This is a genomic window from Devosia sp. XK-2 (assembly GCF_037113415.1).
Taxonomy (GTDB): domain Bacteria; phylum Pseudomonadota; class Alphaproteobacteria; order Rhizobiales; family Devosiaceae; genus Devosia.
Map to the genome: position 1 here is coordinate 882,072 of NZ_CP146608.1, position 17,423 is coordinate 899,494.

Below are 17,423 nucleotides of genomic sequence, written 5' to 3' on the forward strand. Positions count from 1 at the left end.
ACGCATCGTGTGATGCGCCAATCGACAATTACTTCGTCAGGTGGGTGAAAAAGTAGTGGCCGAGACGGTCCAGGGGCGTAAAGCCCAGCGAATTGGGCTCGGAGGCCTCGCCGCCGAGATCGCTGGAAATGATCGCCGTGGTGATCGGATGCACGAGCGGCACGATCAGGCCCTGGTCGATCATCACCTGTTCGGCCTGGGCATAGAGGTCGTAGCGGGTGTCCCAATCACTCTCGGAATCCGCCTGGGCGACCAGGTCGTCATATTCGGGCACGAAATAATTGTGGCGCCCGCCATTGTAGAAGATGCCGTAGAAGTTGGACGGATCGAGATAGTCATATTCATAAGGGGCGATGAAGATATTATTCTTCGCGCCACGCAATCCGTCCATCCAATCCGCACCCGGTAGCTGGCGGATATCGACGGTAATGCCGAGTACATCCTTGAATTCGGCCTGCAGATATTGGGCCATGGCGGGAACGATGGCACCATTATAGCCGCCTTCCTCGCGAATCCAGATTTCGATCGCGGGGAAGCCTTCGCCATTCGGGTAGCCGGCATCGGCCAGGAACTGCTTGGCCTTCTCCGGGTCGAAGGTCGCCTGCGCGACCACGTCCGGATTGTAGCCAGGGTAGCCGGGCGGCAGGATGGAGCCGGCCGGAATGGCAATGTCCTTGAGAACCGTGGAGGTCAGCTCGTCGCGGTCGATGGCATAGTAGAAGGCCCGGCGGACATTGACGTCGTTGAAGGGCTCGGATTCCAGGTCATAGGAGAGGTAGGAGGTCGCAAAGACGGCGTTCTTGCGGATGCCGTCGGGATCGGCAGCCATGGCCACCGGCACCTGCCCGGTATTGAGGAAGGAATAATCGGTGTCACCGGCAAGGAAGGCGGGCAGACCGACTTCCGGCGCGCCGAGGCTCGGATCGACTTCCAACCGGTCAATCTGGGCCTGCCAGGGCCCGACATAGGTGTCGGACTTGGTCAGGGCGACGGAATTGTTGGACTTCTCCCAGCTTTCGAGATCGAAGGGGCCAGAGGAAACGATGGTGTCGACATTGAGCGCCCAATCGTCGCCCAGCTCATCGACCTTGTGCTTGGGCACGGGGTACCAGAGGCTGGTGACCGAGGGCAGATAGGGCTTGGGCGCGGTGGTCGTGACCTCGATCGTGTGGTCGTCAACCGCGACAAGGCCGAGAGCGGACACATCGGCGGTGCCTTCGGTGACTTCCTTCCAGCCCTTGATGCCGCCGGCAAAATCCCAATACCAGGCAAAGTCATAGCCGGAAGTTGCAGCGCGCTGCAGGGCAAAGACGTAGTCTTCGGCCGTCAGGGGTTCACCATCGGACCAGACCAGGTCCTTGCGCAGGTTGAACGTCCAGGTGAGGCCATCCTCGGACTGGCTCCAACTCTCCGCCGCCATGGGCGTCAGCTCGAATTCCTTGTCGAAGGTTGCGATCGGCACCTGCAGCAATTCGGCAAAGGTAGCACGGTCATAGACCGTCTTCATGTAGTCCATATAGGTGCCGGTGGTGGATTGGCCTGGCGCCACGATTGTGGCCTGGGCCATTGCCGGCAGCGTCAGCGCCGTGGCGATAGCCAGCGTGGCGGCGAATTTCCGTGAAATATGCATGAGCTCCCTCCTTGTGCAGAGCAATAGGCGTTCCCTGATGCGCCAGGCCCTTCCCCTCGGGTCTGGTCACTTTGTGTTGTCGTCGCCGTAGCCACGACAGGCAGATTGTTCCCGAAATCTGCCATATGACATATGTCTGACAAATCAATCCAAACTTGGCAAGTCTGCTATCTTCCTTTCCTCGCTGGTCGGTGATGGCCTGTTGGCCAGGGCGGGCGGGGCAATTGCCGGCTAACCGCTAAAAGCCCGCCGGCAGGCATATTCGATCGTATCGGCACCAATGCCGAAATGGCGGTAGAGGTCGGAGACCGTACCCGTCTGGCCGAAATGTTCGACACCCAGCGCTATTGTGCGATGACCCAGAACGCTGCCCAGCCAGCCCAGTGTGGCCGGATGCGCATCAATGGCGGTAACGAGCCTGGCGCGATGCGGGATGCTGGCCAACAAGGTTTCGATATGGCTCGTTGCGGCATGGTCGCCATGCAGATGCGCCCGCAGCGAGGCCTGCCAGCCGGCATTGAGCCGGTCGGCCGAGGTAACGGCAAGCACCGCCACATTGCGCCTGTCGCCGCCAATGCGCGCGGCCGCCTCGATGGCCTCGCTGGCCAGGACGCCCTGATAGGCGATCACAACTTCGCATTGCGGGGAGGGCGGCTGCAGCCAATAGGCCCCGCGTATGATGTCACCGGCCAGGTCTGGCGTGATCGTTCGGGGCACCTGATCCAGTGTCCGTGTGGACAAGCGCAGATAGACCGATCCCCCGGTTACATCGCGTGGCCAGTCCGCCAGGTCAGGCCGGGCATCCCCGGAGCGCTGCATATAGTCGAAAGCCCAATCCATGATCACCGCCAGTTCATCGGCAAAGGCCGGCTCGAAACTGGCCAGCCCGTCCTGCGACATGCCGATCAGCGGCGAGGCAATGGACTGGTGCGCGCCACCTTCGCCGGCCAGCGACACGCCCGATGGAGTGCCGACCAGCAGGAAGCGGGCGTCCTGGTAGCAGGCATAGTTGAGAGCATCCAGGCCCCTCGAAATGAACGGATCATAAAGGGTGCCGATGGGCAAAAGCCGCTCACCGAAGAGCGAGTGGGAGAGACCCGCGGCGCCCAGCATCAGCATCAGGTTCATCTCGGCAATGCCCAGCTCCAGATGCTGCCCATCGGGGGTAAAGCGCCACTTCTGCGTCGAGGGGATCGCCTCCTTCTGGAACAGATCGGCTGTCTCCTTGCGGGCGAAAAGATTGCGGCGATTGACCCAGGTGCCGAGCCCGGTCGAGACCGTCACGTCAGGGGAGGTGGTGACGATGCGGCGGGCCATCTCGCTGTCCGATTTGGCGATAGCATCCAGAATGCGACCGAAAGCGGCCTGGGTGGAGGTCGTGCCGGTGCCGATGAATTGGGGACCGATCGTTGGAACGGCTGCGGCTGTCAGGCGCCGCGAGGCAGAGGTGTTGAATGGGACGGATTGAACAAAGGACGCCAGCGCCTCCGGCTCGTCGAGTCCCTCGAAGAGATCCCATTCATGCCCGTCGCGGATTTTGTGGCTGGCACGCAATTGCTCGATCTGAGCGGAGGTCATCTGCCCGGCATGATTGTCCTTGTGCCCCGCCAGGGGCGTACCCCAACCCTTGACGGTATAATTGATGAAAACCGTCGGTTGTTCATTGTCGGCGCTCTCGAACTGGTCGAGCAGGCTACCAACGCAATGGCCGCCCAGATTGGCCATGAGGGTGGCCAGGTCCTCGTCGCTGCGGCGGGCAAGGAGGGCGGACACCTCGCCCTGATCGCCGATCTCGTCGCTGAGACGTTCGCGCCAGGCCGCGCCGCCGCGGAACATCAGCGCTGAGTAGAGATCGTTGGGGCAGTTATCGATCCAGGCCCTGAGTTTCTCGCCGCCTGGCTCGGCAAAGGCCGTGCGCTGCAGGGCGCCATATTTGAGCGTGACCACCTTCCAGCCAAAGGCCTTGAAAATGGATTCGATGCGCTCATAGAGACCCTCGCGCACCACGCCATCGAGACTCTGGCGATTATAGTCTATGACCCACCAGCAATTTCTGAGGCCATGCTTCCAGCCTTCAAGCAGGCACTCATAGATATTGCCTTCGTCGAGCTCGGCGTCTCCGGCGAGGGCAATCATGCGACCCTCAGGGCGATCCTTCCCGGCCCAGTCCTTGGCGCGCACATAGTCCTGCACCATGGAGGCAAAGGCGGTGAAGGCAACGCCCAGGCCTACCGAGCCGGTCGAGAAATCGACATCGTCGGTGTCCTTGGTGCGGGATGGATAGGATTGGGCGCCGCCAAAGGCACGAAAATCGACGAGCTTTTGTCGGGTCTGGCGGCCCATCAGATATTGTATGGCATGAAAGATCGGGGCGGCATGCGGCTTGACCGCAACCCGGTCCTCCGGTTTCAGCACGCCGAAATAGAGCGTGGCTAATATGGCCGCCATGGATGCCGAACTGGCCTGGTGACCGCCGACCTTTACCCCATCGGGATTGGGGCGGATATGATTGGCATGATGCACCATCCAGCTTGCCAGCCAGAGCGACTTCTTCGTCAGCGCCTCAATGGCCTCGATGCGGTCCATGCTCCTGCCTGCCATATCGCCCCTCCAATCGATATGTCTGACATTACGACTTGTCGAAGGACGATTTCCGTCTATTCTGACCAACAAAATGGCAGTCGGCGCAGGATATGAGCGAAATTGGCGCAAACTGAGGCGGAATCAACCAGGCCGGGGATCGACGCAGCCGATCGGAAAATCCTGCGGGCCTTGCAGGAAGACGGGCGCATGACCGCTCAGGCGCTCGCCGACAAGGTTGGTCTCTCCGCTTCGCCCTGCCTGCGCCGTGTGCGTCAGCTCGAGCGGGCAGGGGTGATCTCGGGCTATAGCGCCAATATTGACCAAAAGGCCGTCGGCCTGCCGGTTTCGGTGTTCATTTCCATCAAGCTGGAGCAGCAGCGCGCCGGCAATCTCGATGCATTCGGCGCCGCCATCAGCCTCTGGCCGGAAGTGATGGAATGCTATCTCATGACCGGACAGTTCGATTTCCTGCTGCGTGTCGTCTGCGCCGACCTTGAATCCTACGAGCACTTTCTGCGTGAGAAGCTGACCCAGCTCGATGGCGTCGCCTCGATCGAAAGCAGCTTTTCATTGGGCGCGGTGAAATTCTCGCGAGTGCTGCCGCTCTAGCGGGATTGCTGAGTGCAGCGGTTTTCACTTCACTATCGCGGCCAACCTGTGCCACGGCTATTCCATGAGCGATTTGAAACCTCCGTCCTTTGTCAGCGCGCAAATGGTGGCCGACCGGGCCGGTGTGTCGCGCTCGGCGGTTTCTCGCACCTTTACCGATGGTGCCAGCGTTTCCGAGGCCACGCGGCGCAAAGTGCTCGAAGCGGCCGATGCGCTGGGCTATCACGTCAATCACCTGGCGCGTGGGCTGCGGGAGCGCAGCAATATCGTTTGTCTCGTTGTGGCCGACATGACCACGCCGATCAGGGCCCGCATGGTCGATGTCCTGACGCGCAAGCTGCAGGCCGCGGGCAAGATCACCATGGTGATCAATACCGGGACCGACACCCAGAGCGTCTCCGCCGCGCTCCGGCAGACGCTCAATTATCGGGCTGACGCGACCGTCGTGCTGTCCGGCACACCGCCCGCCTCGCTCATCGAAACCTGCCTTGCCAATGGTCAGCAGGTGGTGCTGATCAACCGCGACGAGCGGTTGCAGGGGTCCAGTAATCTGGGCGTCGACAATGCCATGGCCGCGCGGGAGGCGCTGTTCCTGCTGCGCCGCGCCGGTTGCGAGCGGCTCGGCCTCATCACCTCCAATGCCCGAACCGCGAGCCTGGTGGAGCGCGAGAAGGTTTTTGTACAGACCGCCCAGGCGGCGGGCCTTTCCGTGGTGGTGACCGAGGCCGGGCCGACCAGCTATGGATCGGGGCAGGAAGCGGCCCGTCGGGTTTTCGGACGATCCGAAGCGCCCGACGGCGTATTCTGCGTTACCGATCTGCTGGCGCTCGGCTTCATGGATGTGGCGCGGCAGGATTTCGCGCTGTCCATACCGCAGGACCTGTGCGTCATCGGCTTTGACGACATCGAGCAGGCGGGCTGGGCGTCCTATCAATTGACCACTTTCCGCCAACCGCTGGACCCGATGGCTGACGAAGTCGTGGACCTGCTGCTCCAGCCTGGTCGAGCCGTTTCGGAGCGGCGCATGATCGAACCCATACCGGTCTGGCGACGGTCGGTTCGCCCGGGCAAGCTCTAGTTCATCCACCTTCGGCCCGGCCCCGCGGCCGCCCTCGCCCAAAGGGAGGGCGGGCCTGACAATGGCGGCCGGCTGAACGTGAAACGCGGCTGCTTGTCGGCCGCCTGTCAGGGCCTCGTATGCGTCCCTGCTGAGCGGCCTAGGGTATCTCAATAGGCTCCCGAATATGCGCGATTTCTTCTGCGTCACGAGCGCCTTGCAACATAGTTCCTGAAATTTTGCACAGGTGTGCAAAATTCCTGTGTCATCAAAGCGTTATGTAAGCCGCCTATTTACTCCTTCGAGACAGCGAGAAAATGCACTTGTGTGCAATCGCTAATCGGTGTTGTCTTGCTGAAGCGATGGCATGTCGCGGCAGGTGCAACCCAGCACGAGATTGGGACCGCCTTCCGTTCGCCAAAGCAAGAGGGAGGAGGCCCATGAGGCGGGCGAACCGGTGCCGATCCGGGGTCGTCATCTCGGCTTTGCCGATACGCTGCCTCCGCACTCGGCAACGATGGAGCGTTTCCGGTCAGGAGGCGCGACAAGCAAGTTAGCGCGGTGGCCGCCCCGGTCGCCATGATGGGAGAAAAGAACATGAAACGTCGTGACTTCATGATTTCCGCTGCGGGCACAGTGGCCGGTATGGCCCTTCTGCCCCGCATGTCCTTCGCTGCCGAAGGCGTGATCGACTGGTACACCAGCTCGGACAGCAATATTCTCGATTTCTGGACCAATACGGTCAAGCCGGCTTTCGAGGCTGCCAATCCTGGCGTTTCGATCAATCTGGTGGACGCAGGCGACGGTGCCGGTATCAACGCAATTGCCGAGCGTGCCATCGCCGCCAAGCAGTCCGGTGCCGATCCGCAGGCCGACTATTTCGAAACCCACGATCCCAACCAGCCCAATGGCGCCATCGACGCGGGCATTTACGTCAACATGAAGGAAGCGGGCCTGTCGAACTACGACAAGGTCAATCCGCTGGCCTTCGATGGCGATTACTCGCTGCCCTATCGCGGCAGCCAGGTTCTGCTCGCCTATGACAGCACCAAGCTCAAGGCCGCCGATGCACCCAAAAACTGGGACGATCTGGTCACCTGGATCAAGGCCAATCCGGGCCAATTCGTCTACAACCGTCCCGACAAGGGTGGTTCGGGCGGCAATTTCGTTCGTCGCGCCATCCATCAGGCCAATGGGCTCGACCCGGCTGCCTTCACCCTGGACAATTACTCGGAAGCATATGCCAACGAGACGCTGGGCAAGACCTGGGAAATCCTCAAGGACATCGCCCCGTCGCTCTACGATAATGGCGCTTACTCCTCGGGCAATACGCAGTCGATCCAGCTGCTGTCGCAGGGCGTGGTCACCATGACCCCGGTCTGGTCCGACCAGGTGCTACAGGCCATCAGCCAGGGCGTTCTGCCTGAAGATACCGGTCTGGTTCAGTTGCAGGACCTTGCGCTGGCCGGCGGCTTCTCCCGCGCTGTGGTCCTCGACAATGGCGTCAACCGCGACGCTGCCCTCAAGCTGGCTGATTTCGTGCTGACCGAAGAAATCCAGAGCGCCATCCTGACCGAACTGGGCGGCTTCCCCGGCGTCAGCTGGGACTATGTCTCCCCCGAACTGCGCGAGCGCTTTGCCGACATCGTCCCCACCTCCATCCCGACCTTCCCGGGCGGGGACTGGGGCGCCGCCATCAACGATGGCTGGTATCGCAATGTTGCACCAAACGTTGATCGCAACTCGTGACCACCGAAGCGGCTGAAGGAGCGGTTCGTCCGCTCATGGAAAAGTCCGACAGCAGGAGGCCAACCGGCCTCCTGCTTGTCGCCATCCCTGTATTGTTGATGGCCTGGCTGATCATCTGGCCAATCATCAACGCCATTGGCCGCACCATGTGGCGGCCAGACGCCGAGGGCAGTTACGGCTTCGATCTATCGAGCTACATCTTCTTCTTCTCCGATCAGTACAGCATCGACAATCTGGCGATCACGCTGTGGACGACACTGATGTGCGCCATCCTGCTGCTCGCCATCTGCCTGCCCATCGCGCTCTATTTGCGCTTCTCGCAGGGGCGGCTGCCCGCTTATGTGCAGGCGCTGGCAATCTTTCCCATGTTCGTGCCCTCGATCATTCTGGCTTACGCCTTCATTCGCGTGCTGGGGCCCAATGGCATGGTCGATATACTGCTCAATGCGGTGGGCCTGCCCAAGATCAGAACGCCTTACCTGACCCCTTGGGGGCCAGTGATCGGGCTCGTCTGGGACAATATTCCGTTGACCGTGCTGATCCTGCTTTCCGGCCTTGGCTCTGTTGCCAACCATGCCATCGAAGCCGCGCGCGATGTCGGCGCCAACCGCCTGCAGGTCTTCTGGCACATCATCCTGCCGCGCATTTCGAACTCGATCCTTGTCGCCATTTCCTTCTCGGTGCTGGGCATCTTCTCGTCTTTCACGCTGCCCTATCTGCTCGGGCCAGCCTCACCCGAAATGATGGGGCCATTCATGAACCGCACCTTCCGCGAGGTGAATGACCCGATCAATGCCGTCACCCAGGCCGTAGTTACCTTCGGCTTTTGTATTGCCTTCGGGCTGTTCTACGTGCGCTCGGTCGCACGCAATCAGGGGAAGTGAGATGGAACGCGTTGCTCCAATTACCACTGTCCCGACGGTCCCCAGGCCGTCGCGCCCGCCTCTCGACTGGACCGGCGTCGGATTTGCGGCCCTGCTGTCCTTGGCCATTATCCTGCCACTCGTTGTGGTGGGCACGTGGGCATTTACTGAGGTCTGGCGCTATCCCAATGTGATACCGCAGCAATTCGGCCTGCGGTTCTGGAACCAGACGCTCACCCGGCCAGATGTCTGGGCCGCGCTGACCCTCAGCCTGCAATTGTCCACGGTCGTCACCTTGCTGTCGGCGGCCATATGCCTTCCGGCAGCCTATGCCTTTGCCCGTATGGACTTCCCCGGCCGGACAATACTGTTTTTCTCGTTCCTTGCCGGCCACGCCTTCCCAAAATTCGGTCTTCTGATCGCAATTGCCGCCATCTTCCTCCAGCTCAATCTCATTGGTACCTTCTGGGGCGTCGTACTGATTCAATTGGTCGGAACCCTGCTGTTCATGATCTGGATTCCGGTGGCGGCCTTTCAAGCGGTCGACCGGCGCATGGAGGAAGCAGCGCGCGATGTCGGGGCAGGTCCCCTGCGCGTCTTCTGGTCGATCACTCTGCCCCAGGCGGGCCCCACAATCGCCGCAGCGCTGCTGCTCAGCTTCGTCGGCACCTTCTACGAAACCGAAGGCGCCTGGCTGATCGGGGCACCAGGCATCCGCACCATGCCGGTACTGATGATTTCCTTCATCAACAATCAGATGGTCATCCAATATGGCGCGGTGCTTTCCGTCATATTGTGGGTGCCTTCCTTCATCGCTCTCATGTTCGCCCGCCGCGTCATTGGTGGCGGCGCCTTCGCCCGCGGTTTTGGCGGCTAGGGAAATAATATGTCCGTTCTGAAAATCACCGACGTCTCCAAAATCTTTGCCGGTCCGACGGTCGCGGTAGACAAATTCTCGCTCGACGTCGCCGATGGCGAGTTGGTCTGCCTGCTCGGGCCGTCAGGCTCGGGCAAGTCGACCCTGTTGCGCATGGTGGGCGGGTTCGAGCGCCCCACCTCCGGCCTCATGACCATTGATGGTGAAGACATCACCCAGTTGCCGCCGGAAAGGCGGCCGACCGGCATGGTGTTCCAGAGCCACGCGCTCTGGACCCATATGAATGTGTTCAAGAACCTGGCCTTTGGCCTGAAGCTGCGCGGCCTGCCTTCTGACGAGATCAGGCACAAGGTCGAGGCCGTGCTCGATCTGGTGGGCCTGTCCGGCTATGGCACGCGCGGCGTCAACCAGCTTTCCGGCGGACAGCAGCAGCGCGTGGCGCTGGCGCGTTCGCTGGTTCTGGAACCGAAAATCCTGCTGCTCGACGAGCCCTTTGCCAGCCTTGACCAGCATTTGCGCGAGCGCCTGCGTGAGGAAGTGCGCGACATCCAGCAGCGGCTCAAGATCACGACGCTTTTCGTGACCCATGGCCAGGACGAAGCGTTGGCGATGGCCGACCGTATCGTGGTGATGCGCGATGGCCGGATCGAGCAGATCGACCGGCCCGATGTGGTTTATCGTGAGCCCCAGACGCCCTTTGTCGCCGGCTTTGTCGGCACGATGAACCTGATCGAGGGCGAGGTCAGCAATGGTCACTTCGCCAGGGCCGGCTTCGGCCTAGACGTGCCCATTGCCAATGGCGCGGCCACATTGGCCATACGTCCCGAAGCGCTGGACCTGTCCGCCTCCGATACCGGCGTGGCGATGGTCCACCGCGTCACCGATTACGGCACCCATGGACTGGTCGATCTCGATCTCCAGGACGGCACGCGCCTTAAATCCATGGTCGCGCATCCCGACTTGTTCAAGGCAGGTCAAAAGGTAGACCTGCTGCCGCAGGCCGTTGCGGCCTATCGCGACAATGCGCGCGTTTATCGGAGCTGACATGGCCGATCCGCTCCATATCGACCGCCATGGGCACAGGACCCGGCTCAAATGGCACAGGGCGCGTCGCCGGCAGACCGATCCGGTTTTCACCGGCGCCCGCATTCTCGACGGCATGCGGCTGGGCGCCAGCGTCGAGGTCGACCTGGTCATACATGCCGATCACGGCTGCGCTGTGCTGCACAATTTCGAGCTGGACAAGGAGACGACCGGCAGCGGTCAGGTCCGCAGGACCTCGGCCGAGACGCTCCGGTCCCTGAACCTGCGGGACAATGACGGCAAGGTCTTGCCCGACAAGGTGATGTTGCTCGAGGATCTTTGCGCTTTGCTGGTCCGGCAGAAGCCTGAACAAGGCGCGCTGCTGCAACTGGACTTCAAGGAAGACCTGGCGGCGCTGGACGAGCGAACCATTGCCAATTTTGCCGACAGTGTCGGCCCCATCGCGGACCACTTCATTCTGTCGGGCGGAGATATAGGCGCCGTTCGGGCGCTGTCCCGCGCCGTTCCCGCGCTCAGAACCGGATATGACCCATGCTATGGCGAATCCCTGGCACGGCTGCAGGCCACGAGCGACTTCGCCGGTTTCATAGGGGAAGCCGTGGAGGCCGCTCCGCAGGCAGACATGATCTACCTGGCTTTTGAACTGGTGCTTGCCGCCCAGGATGCAGGGTTTGACATTGTCGCGCCGATCCATGCGGCCGGCAAAGCGATCGATGCCTGGACCATCCGCCAGGTCACGCCCACAAGCCTTGCGCAGGTCGAGCGGCTGCTAGCCCTCAAGGTTGATCAGATAACCACCGACGATCCGGAGGGGCTGCATGCGGCCCTCACATCATGAGCATTGATTACGACGCCACTCTCGACACCATGGTCGCCGCGGCGCGCGAGGCCGGGGCGCTGACCCAGGCCCATTTCCGGCGGTTTCGCGATCTTGAGATCGGGGTGAAGGGCCCCGGCGACTTCGTTTCGGACGCGGACCGGGAATCCGAACAATTGATCCGCAAGCGACTCTTTGAAATCGACCCGAGCTGGAGCCTGACGGGAGAGGAATTCGCCCCGGTCGATGGCTCCGATCCCGAACATCGCTGGCTTGTCGACCCGATTGATGGCACCACCAATTTCCTCAACGGCCAGCACTATACAATCACCATTGCTCTCAGGCGCGGCAACCAGACCCTATGCGGTCTGGTCTATAACCCGGTTGCCGACGAGATGTTCACGGCCAAAAAGGGCGGTGGAGCCTTCCTCAATGGCGAGCGCCTGCATGTCAGCACCTCGCGCGATGTGGCCATGATGTGTATCGGCACGGGCCTGCCGACCCCGAACCTGCAGCTCTATCCGGGTGCCTATGATCGGCTCGACGCTATTCGCGCCCCTATCGGCGCAGTGCGTGTGGTGGGCAGCGCCGCCAATAGCTGCGCCTATGTCGCCTGCGGGCGGCTTACCGGCTATTTCGAGGAAACCGGCTTTGTCGATACCGCCGCCGGCATTCTGCTCGTTGAAGAGGCGGGCGGCATTGTTACCGATTGGTGGGGCAGGGGGCCGGATGTCTTTGAACGCACTGGTTGCCTTGTCGTTGCGAATGCGGCCACCCACACCTATCTGCTGGAGCACCTGAAGGCGGTGCCGCCCAAAAATCCCAAGCTCTGACAGGCGCGGATGCCTGTTGATGCCTGCCGAGGCATCAGCGATGAGGACGGCCTTGAGGTGGGGTGGCCAGGCCGCCATGAAAGCTTCTTATAGGCCATCGCGTCCGCGGAACCGGCGTTGATAGTCGGGGTCGTAAAGCGCGCTTTCGCGAAAGTCCTCGGCGGCCAGGCCTCTGCCCACGAAGATAATCGCGGTGCGCTCGATGCCGGGGCCAAGCTTTTCTTCAACGGTTGCAAGCGTCGCCCGGATGATCACCTCTTGCGGCCAACTGGCATGAGCGACGATGGCCACGGGGCAGTCGCCACCATAAAGCGGCGTCAATTCGGAGACGATGCGGGCCAGCGAATGGATGGCCAGGTGAATAGCCAGTGTGGCGCCGGTGGCGGCGAAACCGCCAAGCGTTTCTCCCTCTGGCATGGGTGAAGCCCGGCCGCCAATGCGGGTCAATACGAGCGATTGATTGACCGCTGGGATGGTGAGTTCGCGTCCCAGGGCGGCGGCTGCAGCGGCGAACGCCGGAACCCCCGGTGTCAGCGTATAGGGAATGCCGAGTCGGTCGAGTCGCCGCATTTGCTCGGCCACTGCGCTCCAGATGGAGAGATCGCCCGAATGCAGCCGCGCGACGTCTTCGCCCGCCTCATGCGCTCTGACATATTCGGCCTCGATTTCGTCGAGAGACATGGGGGCGGTATCGACAAGGCGCGTATCGGTTCCACACCAGCCGAGCATTTCCGGCGGCACAATGGAGCCGGCATAAAGGCAGACGGGGCAGCGCGCCAGCAGGTCGCGGCCACGCACGGTAATGAGGTCGGCGGCCCCCGGGCCGGCGCCGATGAAATGAACGGTCATGGTTTCGTCCACCGCCACTGGGTGATCGGCATGGCTGGACGCCAACCTTGCATGGTGCCGAGCGGAGCTGCCTGAGCGACGGACAGCCGGACCAGGTCGCCGCCTTTTTCGCCAAGGAGCGTCAGGAGCACATGCTCCATCTCCAGGGTCACAGCATTGGCAACCAGCCGGCCGCCGGGGCGGAGGGCATCCAGCGCCGCGTCCATGACGCCCGGGTCGGTGCCGCCGCCGCCGACAAAGATCGCATGCGGCGGGGCTAAGCCCGCCATGGCCAGCGGCGCCATGGCATTGACCACACGCAGCTCCGGCACGCCGAATTTGCGGGCATTGCGCGCAATGCGGGCGGCGCGATCCGGATCGGTCTCTATGGCAATGGCACGCAGGCTTGGATCGGCCAGCATCCACTCGATGCCGATAGAGCCCGAACCGGCGCCGATATCCCAGAGCGTTTCATTGCGACGTGGCGCCAGGGCGGCAAGCGTGAGAGCGCGGATATCGCGCTTGGTGATCTGTCCGTCATGTTCGAACAGGTCATCATCGATCCCCGGCGTCAGGGGAAGAATATGCGCGCCGGGAAGGGGCGCGACCGTAACGGCGCAGATATTGAGCGGATGGATATCGGTCAGCATGAAGCCATCGGCCATTTGCGACCGCATTTGTTCATCCGGCCCTCCCAGGGCCTCGAGAACCGTGATGATCGAGCGGCCAAATCCGGCTTCCACCAGAAGCGCCGCCAGAGCCCCCGGCCCATGTTCGTCCGAGGTCAGCGCCAGAATGCGCGCCGCCGGATGCAGGTGCGGGCGGATAAGGTCAATCGGCCGGCCATGCAAGGAAAGGCTCACAACCTCCTGCAATGGCCAGCCAAGCCGCGCGGCGGCCAGGCTGAAAGCCGAAGGCTGCGGGAAAACCTGCATTTGCGTCGGATCGATCTGTCGGGCCAAGGTCGCTCCGACCCCGTAGTGAAACGGATCGCCCGAGGCGAGCACGCAGACCTTGCTGTCCTTTGCCGCCAGCACCTCCTCGATGGAGGTCGAAAAGGGCGATTGCCAGGCACGGGCCTCCCCCGAAATGATTGGCGCCATCAGGGCCAGGTGCCGCTCGCCACCGAACACCAGCGTGGCCCCTGCAATCGCTGCGCGTGCACCCAGCGACAGACCGTCGAGCCCATCTTCGCCAATACCGACAATGGAGAGCCATGGTTCGGTCATGGCTCGGCACTCCGGGGTGAATAAACGAGTGGGTCCATGCCGGGCCGGTCGATAATGCGAGTCTGTGTCGAGCCAATGATGACGCAGGTGGCCATGTCGGCTTTTTGCTGATGCGCCTCGCCCAGCGGCACCACCACGAAATGCTCATCGGGACGGCCGATGGCGCGGCCGAAAATGACCGGCGTCGTCACCGGCAGAACCTCGCGCAATATTTTGAAGCCGGTGGCCAATTGCCAGGGGCGGGCCTTGGAGATCGGATTATAAAGCGCGATGACCAGACCGGCCTCAGCGACCGCGCGCAGCCGCCGCTCGATCAATTCCCAGGGCTTGAGATTGTCCGAAAGCGAGAGAGCGCAGAAATCGTGGCCGAGCGGTGCACCGGCCCGCGCCGCGGCGGCCAACATGGCGGTCACGCCCGGCAACACCTTTATCTCGAGGCGCCGCCAGGTCTCGGGACCGGTTTCCACCGCCTCGCAAATCGCCGCAGCCATCGCAAAGACACCGGGGTCGCCACCCGACACGACGCATACCGATGCGCCCTTGGATGCCGCATCCAGCGCGGCGCGGGCGCGATCGATCTCTTCGCGATTGTCGGACGCGATACGATGCTGATCGGGCCGGAGTGTCAGGCGATCAAGGTAGGGCCCATAACCGAAGAACTGCTCGCCTGTGGCAATGGCGGCGCTCGCCTCCGGCGTGATCTGTTCCGGATTGCCCGGTCCGGTGCCGATGATGACGAGGCGTCCGGTCATGGCCTGGCGCTCCAGCCGGGCACCAGGATCAACGAGAAATAGGGAGCCTCGTCATCGCGCTTGTCGCTGAGGGCGATGGACCGTCCGGCGGCCGTGGTGCCGCGTTCGACATAGACGGCGTTGTTCAGCCGTCCGGCATCCGCCAGCGCAGCGCGAACCTTGGGCAGGTTGCGGCCGAGCTTCATGATCACCGCGCCTTCGGTATTGCCGAGCCGCCGCGCGAGCTCGTCGCGGTCCAGCGTGCCGGGAAGGATGGTGAGGATATCGTCGCCCTGAACCAGCGGCAGACCGGCATCGGACCAGCAGCCCGACATGGCGGTAATACCCGGTATGACCTCGGTATCATAAAGCGGCGCCAGGCGCAGGTGCAGGTGCATATAGCTGCCATAGAACAGCGGATCGCCCTCGCTGAGCACGGCAACAGTGCGGCCGGCATCGAGGTGGATGGCAATACGGTCAGCCGCCTCGGCGTAGAAGGCCTCTATCTGCATCTTGTAGCCGTTCTCACGCCGATCGATCTCCGTGGTCACTGGATAGTCCAGCGCTTCCTCAACGTGGTCGGGACGCAGGTATTCGGCGACAATCGCGCGGGCATTGCTCGGATTGCCGCGTTTGGCGAAATAGGCCACGACATCGGCCGACGCTATGGCGCTGATGGCCTTGAGCGTCAGCAGTTCCGGATCGCCGGGACCCGTGCCGACGCCAAACAGCTTCCCGCTCACAATCCCGCCCTCGCCAAAGCGTTCAGACAGGCTGCCGTGATGGCGCTACCACCCAGACGCCCCCGCACAATGGCATAGGGCACGCCGTAAGAATTGGCCGCCAGCGCGTCCTTGGATTCAGCGGCGCCGACAAAGCCGACCGGCATCCCCAGAATTGCGGCCGGCTTCGGAGCGCCATCGCGCAGCATTTCGAGCAGATGAAACAAGGCAGTCGGCGCATTGCCTATGGCGACGACGGCGCCCTCGATATGCTCGTCCCAAAGATGCAGGGCAGCAGCCGAACGGGTATTGCCGATGCTCGTGGCGATGGCCGGTGTGCGCGGATCGCGCAGGGTGCAGATCACGGCATTGTCTGCCGGGAGCCTCGCGGCGGTGACGCCGCGTGCCACCATCTCCGCATCGCACAGGATTGGTGCGCCTGCATTGAGGGCGATGCGGGCAGCGGCGACGAAACCGGGGCTGAACATAAAATGCTGCGCCGCTTCGATCATCCCCGCGGCATGGATCATGCGGATGGCCAGTTCGGCCTCATCGCCGGCAAAGCCGGTCAGATCGGCCTCGGCACGAATGATGGAGAAGGACTGGCGATAGATGCTCTCGCCATCCTTGATGTAGTCATATTGGGTCATTGCCCGTCCTGAAATGGACCGGTGCCGGCAAAAAGCGCCGCCTCGTCCAGAAGTCTGCGAGGCGTATCGCCCGCCCGGCCATTGATGACAAGACCAATCCCGTCCGCCCGACCGACCAGGGTCATATCGGTGCTGCGTGGATGAGCGCAGCCCTTGCTGCAGCCCGATACGTGCAAATGCTGGCCCGGCGGGACATTTGGCGCGAGCCTGGCGGCAATCTTGCGGGCCGCGATGAGGCCGGATGCGCAACCCTTATTACCAATGCAGGCGCTGATGCGGCAGCGGGGATCGTTCGGATCGGTGATGAAGCCGAGCCGGGCCGCGCCTTCGATGAAATGATCCGGTGCATGGTCGACGAGTAGCGTGTGGTCCGGCGCCAGCCGCAATGTCGATAGGCCGGCACTTTCCGCCCTGTCGCAAAGCGCCACCAGAGCGGCGCTCTCCATTTGCCCGAAAGGCAGGGCCACGGCGCGGCAATGTCCTTGTGCCAGCGTCACTTTCGCCCGCCAGTCCTGCACAGGGTCGGCATCTGCATCGCGACCGACAGGTCCCGCAAACAGGTCGGTTGCCCGTGTGTCGGGGCCGATCGCGGCCAGGGCGCCGAGCACGGCTATGGTGGTCGCGATAGCTGCGTCCTCATCCACGACCTGCGGCTTGCTGCCGCCCAGCGTGATGACCCAATGCTCCCCATCCTGGGCGACGAGCCGAATATCTGCCTTCAAGCGGTGCATCGACACCTGGCCAGCGCCGTCGAGCACAACGCTTACCTTTGGCCCAAGCCGTCCGGCAAACGCCTTGGCCGCCTCGCCGATCCGGCCGGCAAGCGCTCTGGGATCCGCCCGCTCCTGCGGATCGTTTCCGGCAATGGGCGATAGGTCAATGACAAGACCGCTTTCGACCTCGACTATCTGCGAGGCGGCTTCTGCAAATATCTTTGCGGTATCAGGCCTTAGGCCGCGCACCTGCAAATTGCCCCGAGCGGTGATTTCAACCAATCCATTGCCATGAATCTGCGCCAGCCGCGCGATCTCCAAAAGCTGCCGGGGGGCGAGCACGCGCCGTGTCACGCGCAGGCGCGCCAACAAGCCATCGCCGGTTTGCATCGGCTCGTGCAGCGTCGGGCAGGCGCCGCGCCGGGCGGCGCCGAAAGAACCCACGATTGCGCCGAGCTGCGTCACACCGAACTCACCTGTCCTGCATA

General features: G+C 62.5%; 16 protein-coding genes. 8 read left to right on the plus strand and 8 right to left on the minus strand.

Annotated features, from left to right (window positions below):
• Window positions 1-28: 28 nt before the first annotated feature.
• Both V8Z65_RS04295 and V8Z65_RS04300 read right to left on the minus strand, forming a co-directional pair.
• The gene (locus V8Z65_RS04295) at window positions 29-1,630 is read right to left on the minus strand and encodes a peptide ABC transporter substrate-binding protein (RefSeq protein WP_338722775.1); all 1,602 of its coding nucleotides are present in this window, start codon (window positions 1,628-1,630) and stop codon (window positions 29-31) included.
• A 231-nt stretch (window positions 1,631-1,861) separates the two neighbouring features.
• The gene (locus V8Z65_RS04300) at window positions 1,862-4,231 is read right to left on the minus strand and encodes a transketolase (protein ID WP_338722776.1); all 2,370 of its coding nucleotides are present in this window, start codon (window positions 4,229-4,231) and stop codon (window positions 1,862-1,864) included.
• Between the two features lie 102 nt (window positions 4,232-4,333).
• On the opposite strand from V8Z65_RS04300, the gene V8Z65_RS04305 reads away from it, so the two are divergent.
• The 8 genes from V8Z65_RS04305 to V8Z65_RS04340 all read left to right on the plus strand — a co-directional run bounded on the left by V8Z65_RS04305 (window position 4,334) and on the right by V8Z65_RS04340 (window position 12,062).
• A complete protein-coding gene (locus V8Z65_RS04305; protein ID WP_338722778.1) occupies window positions 4,334-4,822 on the plus strand; it encodes an Lrp/AsnC family transcriptional regulator in 489 nt (162 codons plus the stop codon).
• Window positions 4,823-4,886: 64 nt separating this feature from the next.
• Window positions 4,887-5,900 (plus strand): substrate-binding domain-containing protein, encoded by a 1,014-nt coding sequence (locus tag V8Z65_RS04310; protein ID WP_338722779.1) that lies wholly within the window; start codon window positions 4,887-4,889, stop codon window positions 5,898-5,900.
• Window positions 5,901-6,476: 576 nt separating this feature from the next.
• Window positions 6,477-7,628, plus strand: a complete 1,152-nt coding sequence (locus V8Z65_RS04315; protein WP_338722780.1) for an extracellular solute-binding protein — start codon at window positions 6,477-6,479, stop codon at window positions 7,626-7,628.
• A 35-nt stretch (window positions 7,629-7,663) separates the two neighbouring features.
• A complete protein-coding gene (locus V8Z65_RS04320) occupies window positions 7,664-8,512 on the plus strand; it encodes an ABC transporter permease subunit (protein WP_338722781.1) in 849 nt (282 codons plus the stop codon).
• A gap of 1 nt (window position 8,513) precedes the next feature.
• On the plus strand, window positions 8,514-9,368 hold the full coding sequence (locus V8Z65_RS04325) for an ABC transporter permease subunit (RefSeq protein WP_338722782.1): 855 nt from the start codon (window positions 8,514-8,516) through the stop codon (window positions 9,366-9,368).
• Between the two features lie 9 nt (window positions 9,369-9,377).
• Complete coding sequence (locus V8Z65_RS04330; protein ID WP_338722784.1) at window positions 9,378-10,412, plus strand: ABC transporter ATP-binding protein; 1,035 nt, start codon at window positions 9,378-9,380, stop codon at window positions 10,410-10,412.
• 1 nt (window position 10,413) lies between these two features.
• Window positions 10,414-11,250, plus strand: coding sequence for a glycerophosphodiester phosphodiesterase family protein (locus V8Z65_RS04335; protein WP_338722786.1), 837 nt, complete (start codon window positions 10,414-10,416; stop codon window positions 11,248-11,250).
• Complete coding sequence (locus tag V8Z65_RS04340; RefSeq protein ID WP_338722787.1) at window positions 11,247-12,062, plus strand: inositol monophosphatase family protein; 816 nt, start codon at window positions 11,247-11,249, stop codon at window positions 12,060-12,062. The genes V8Z65_RS04335 and V8Z65_RS04340 overlap by 4 nt, the downstream gene beginning before the upstream one ends.
• Before the next feature lie 87 nt (window positions 12,063-12,149).
• Here the strand turns inward: V8Z65_RS04340 and cobM are convergent, their stop codons facing one another.
• The 6 genes from cobM to cobG are packed head-to-tail and all read right to left on the minus strand — an operon-like array spanning window position 12,150 to window position 17,400.
• Window positions 12,150-12,911 (minus strand): precorrin-4 C(11)-methyltransferase, encoded by a 762-nt coding sequence (cobM, locus tag V8Z65_RS04345; RefSeq protein WP_338722788.1) that lies wholly within the window; start codon window positions 12,909-12,911, stop codon window positions 12,150-12,152.
• Window positions 12,908-14,119, minus strand: coding sequence for a precorrin-6y C5,15-methyltransferase (decarboxylating) subunit CbiE (cbiE, locus tag V8Z65_RS04350; protein ID WP_338722789.1), 1,212 nt, complete (start codon window positions 14,117-14,119; stop codon window positions 12,908-12,910). Before cbiE ends, cobM begins: the two co-directional genes overlap by 4 nt.
• Window positions 14,116-14,871, minus strand: coding sequence for a precorrin-3B C(17)-methyltransferase (locus tag V8Z65_RS04355; RefSeq protein ID WP_338722790.1), 756 nt, complete (start codon window positions 14,869-14,871; stop codon window positions 14,116-14,118). Before V8Z65_RS04355 ends, cbiE begins: the two co-directional genes overlap by 4 nt.
• A complete protein-coding gene (locus V8Z65_RS04360; protein WP_338722791.1) occupies window positions 14,868-15,593 on the minus strand; it encodes a precorrin-2 C(20)-methyltransferase in 726 nt (241 codons plus the stop codon). The genes V8Z65_RS04355 and V8Z65_RS04360 overlap by 4 nt, the downstream gene beginning before the upstream one ends.
• Window positions 15,590-16,222, minus strand: a complete 633-nt coding sequence (locus V8Z65_RS04365) for a precorrin-8X methylmutase (protein ID WP_338722792.1) — start codon at window positions 16,220-16,222, stop codon at window positions 15,590-15,592. Before V8Z65_RS04365 ends, V8Z65_RS04360 begins: the two co-directional genes overlap by 4 nt.
• On the minus strand, window positions 16,219-17,400 hold the full coding sequence (cobG, locus tag V8Z65_RS04370; RefSeq protein ID WP_338722794.1) for a precorrin-3B synthase: 1,182 nt from the start codon (window positions 17,398-17,400) through the stop codon (window positions 16,219-16,221). The genes V8Z65_RS04365 and cobG overlap by 4 nt, the downstream gene beginning before the upstream one ends.
• Window positions 17,401-17,423: the final 23 nt, after the last annotated feature.

Bases quoted from the DNA above. Each gene is read 5' to 3' on its own strand.
- V8Z65_RS04325 (WP_338722782.1), top strand. From the start codon at position 8,514: ATGGAACGCGTTGCTCCAATTACCACTGTCCCGACGGTCCCCAGGCCG.
- V8Z65_RS04310 (WP_338722779.1), top strand. From the start codon at position 4,887: ATGAGCGATTTGAAACCTCCGTCCTTTGTCAGCGCGCAAATGGTGGCC.
- V8Z65_RS04335 (WP_338722786.1), top strand. From the start codon at position 10,414: ATGGCCGATCCGCTCCATATCGACCGCCATGGGCACAGGACCCGGCTC.
- V8Z65_RS04295 (WP_338722775.1), bottom strand. From the start codon at position 1,630: ATGCATATTTCACGGAAATTCGCCGCCACGCTGGCTATCGCCACGGCG.
- V8Z65_RS04365 (WP_338722792.1), bottom strand. From the start codon at position 16,222: ATGACCCAATATGACTACATCAAGGATGGCGAGAGCATCTATCGCCAG.
- cobM (WP_338722788.1), bottom strand. From the start codon at position 12,911: ATGACCGTTCATTTCATCGGCGCCGGCCCGGGGGCCGCCGACCTCATT.
- V8Z65_RS04355 (WP_338722790.1), bottom strand. From the start codon at position 14,871: ATGACCGGACGCCTCGTCATCATCGGCACCGGACCGGGCAATCCGGAA.
- cbiE (WP_338722789.1), bottom strand. From the start codon at position 14,119: ATGACCGAACCATGGCTCTCCATTGTCGGTATTGGCGAAGATGGGCTC.
- V8Z65_RS04340 (WP_338722787.1), top strand. From the start codon at position 11,247: ATGAGCATTGATTACGACGCCACTCTCGACACCATGGTCGCCGCGGCG.
- V8Z65_RS04320 (WP_338722781.1), top strand. From the start codon at position 7,664: ATGGAAAAGTCCGACAGCAGGAGGCCAACCGGCCTCCTGCTTGTCGCC.
- V8Z65_RS04315 (WP_338722780.1), top strand. From the start codon at position 6,477: ATGAAACGTCGTGACTTCATGATTTCCGCTGCGGGCACAGTGGCCGGT.
- V8Z65_RS04300 (WP_338722776.1), bottom strand. From the start codon at position 4,231: ATGGCAGGCAGGAGCATGGACCGCATCGAGGCCATTGAGGCGCTGACG.
- V8Z65_RS04330 (WP_338722784.1), top strand. From the start codon at position 9,378: ATGTCCGTTCTGAAAATCACCGACGTCTCCAAAATCTTTGCCGGTCCG.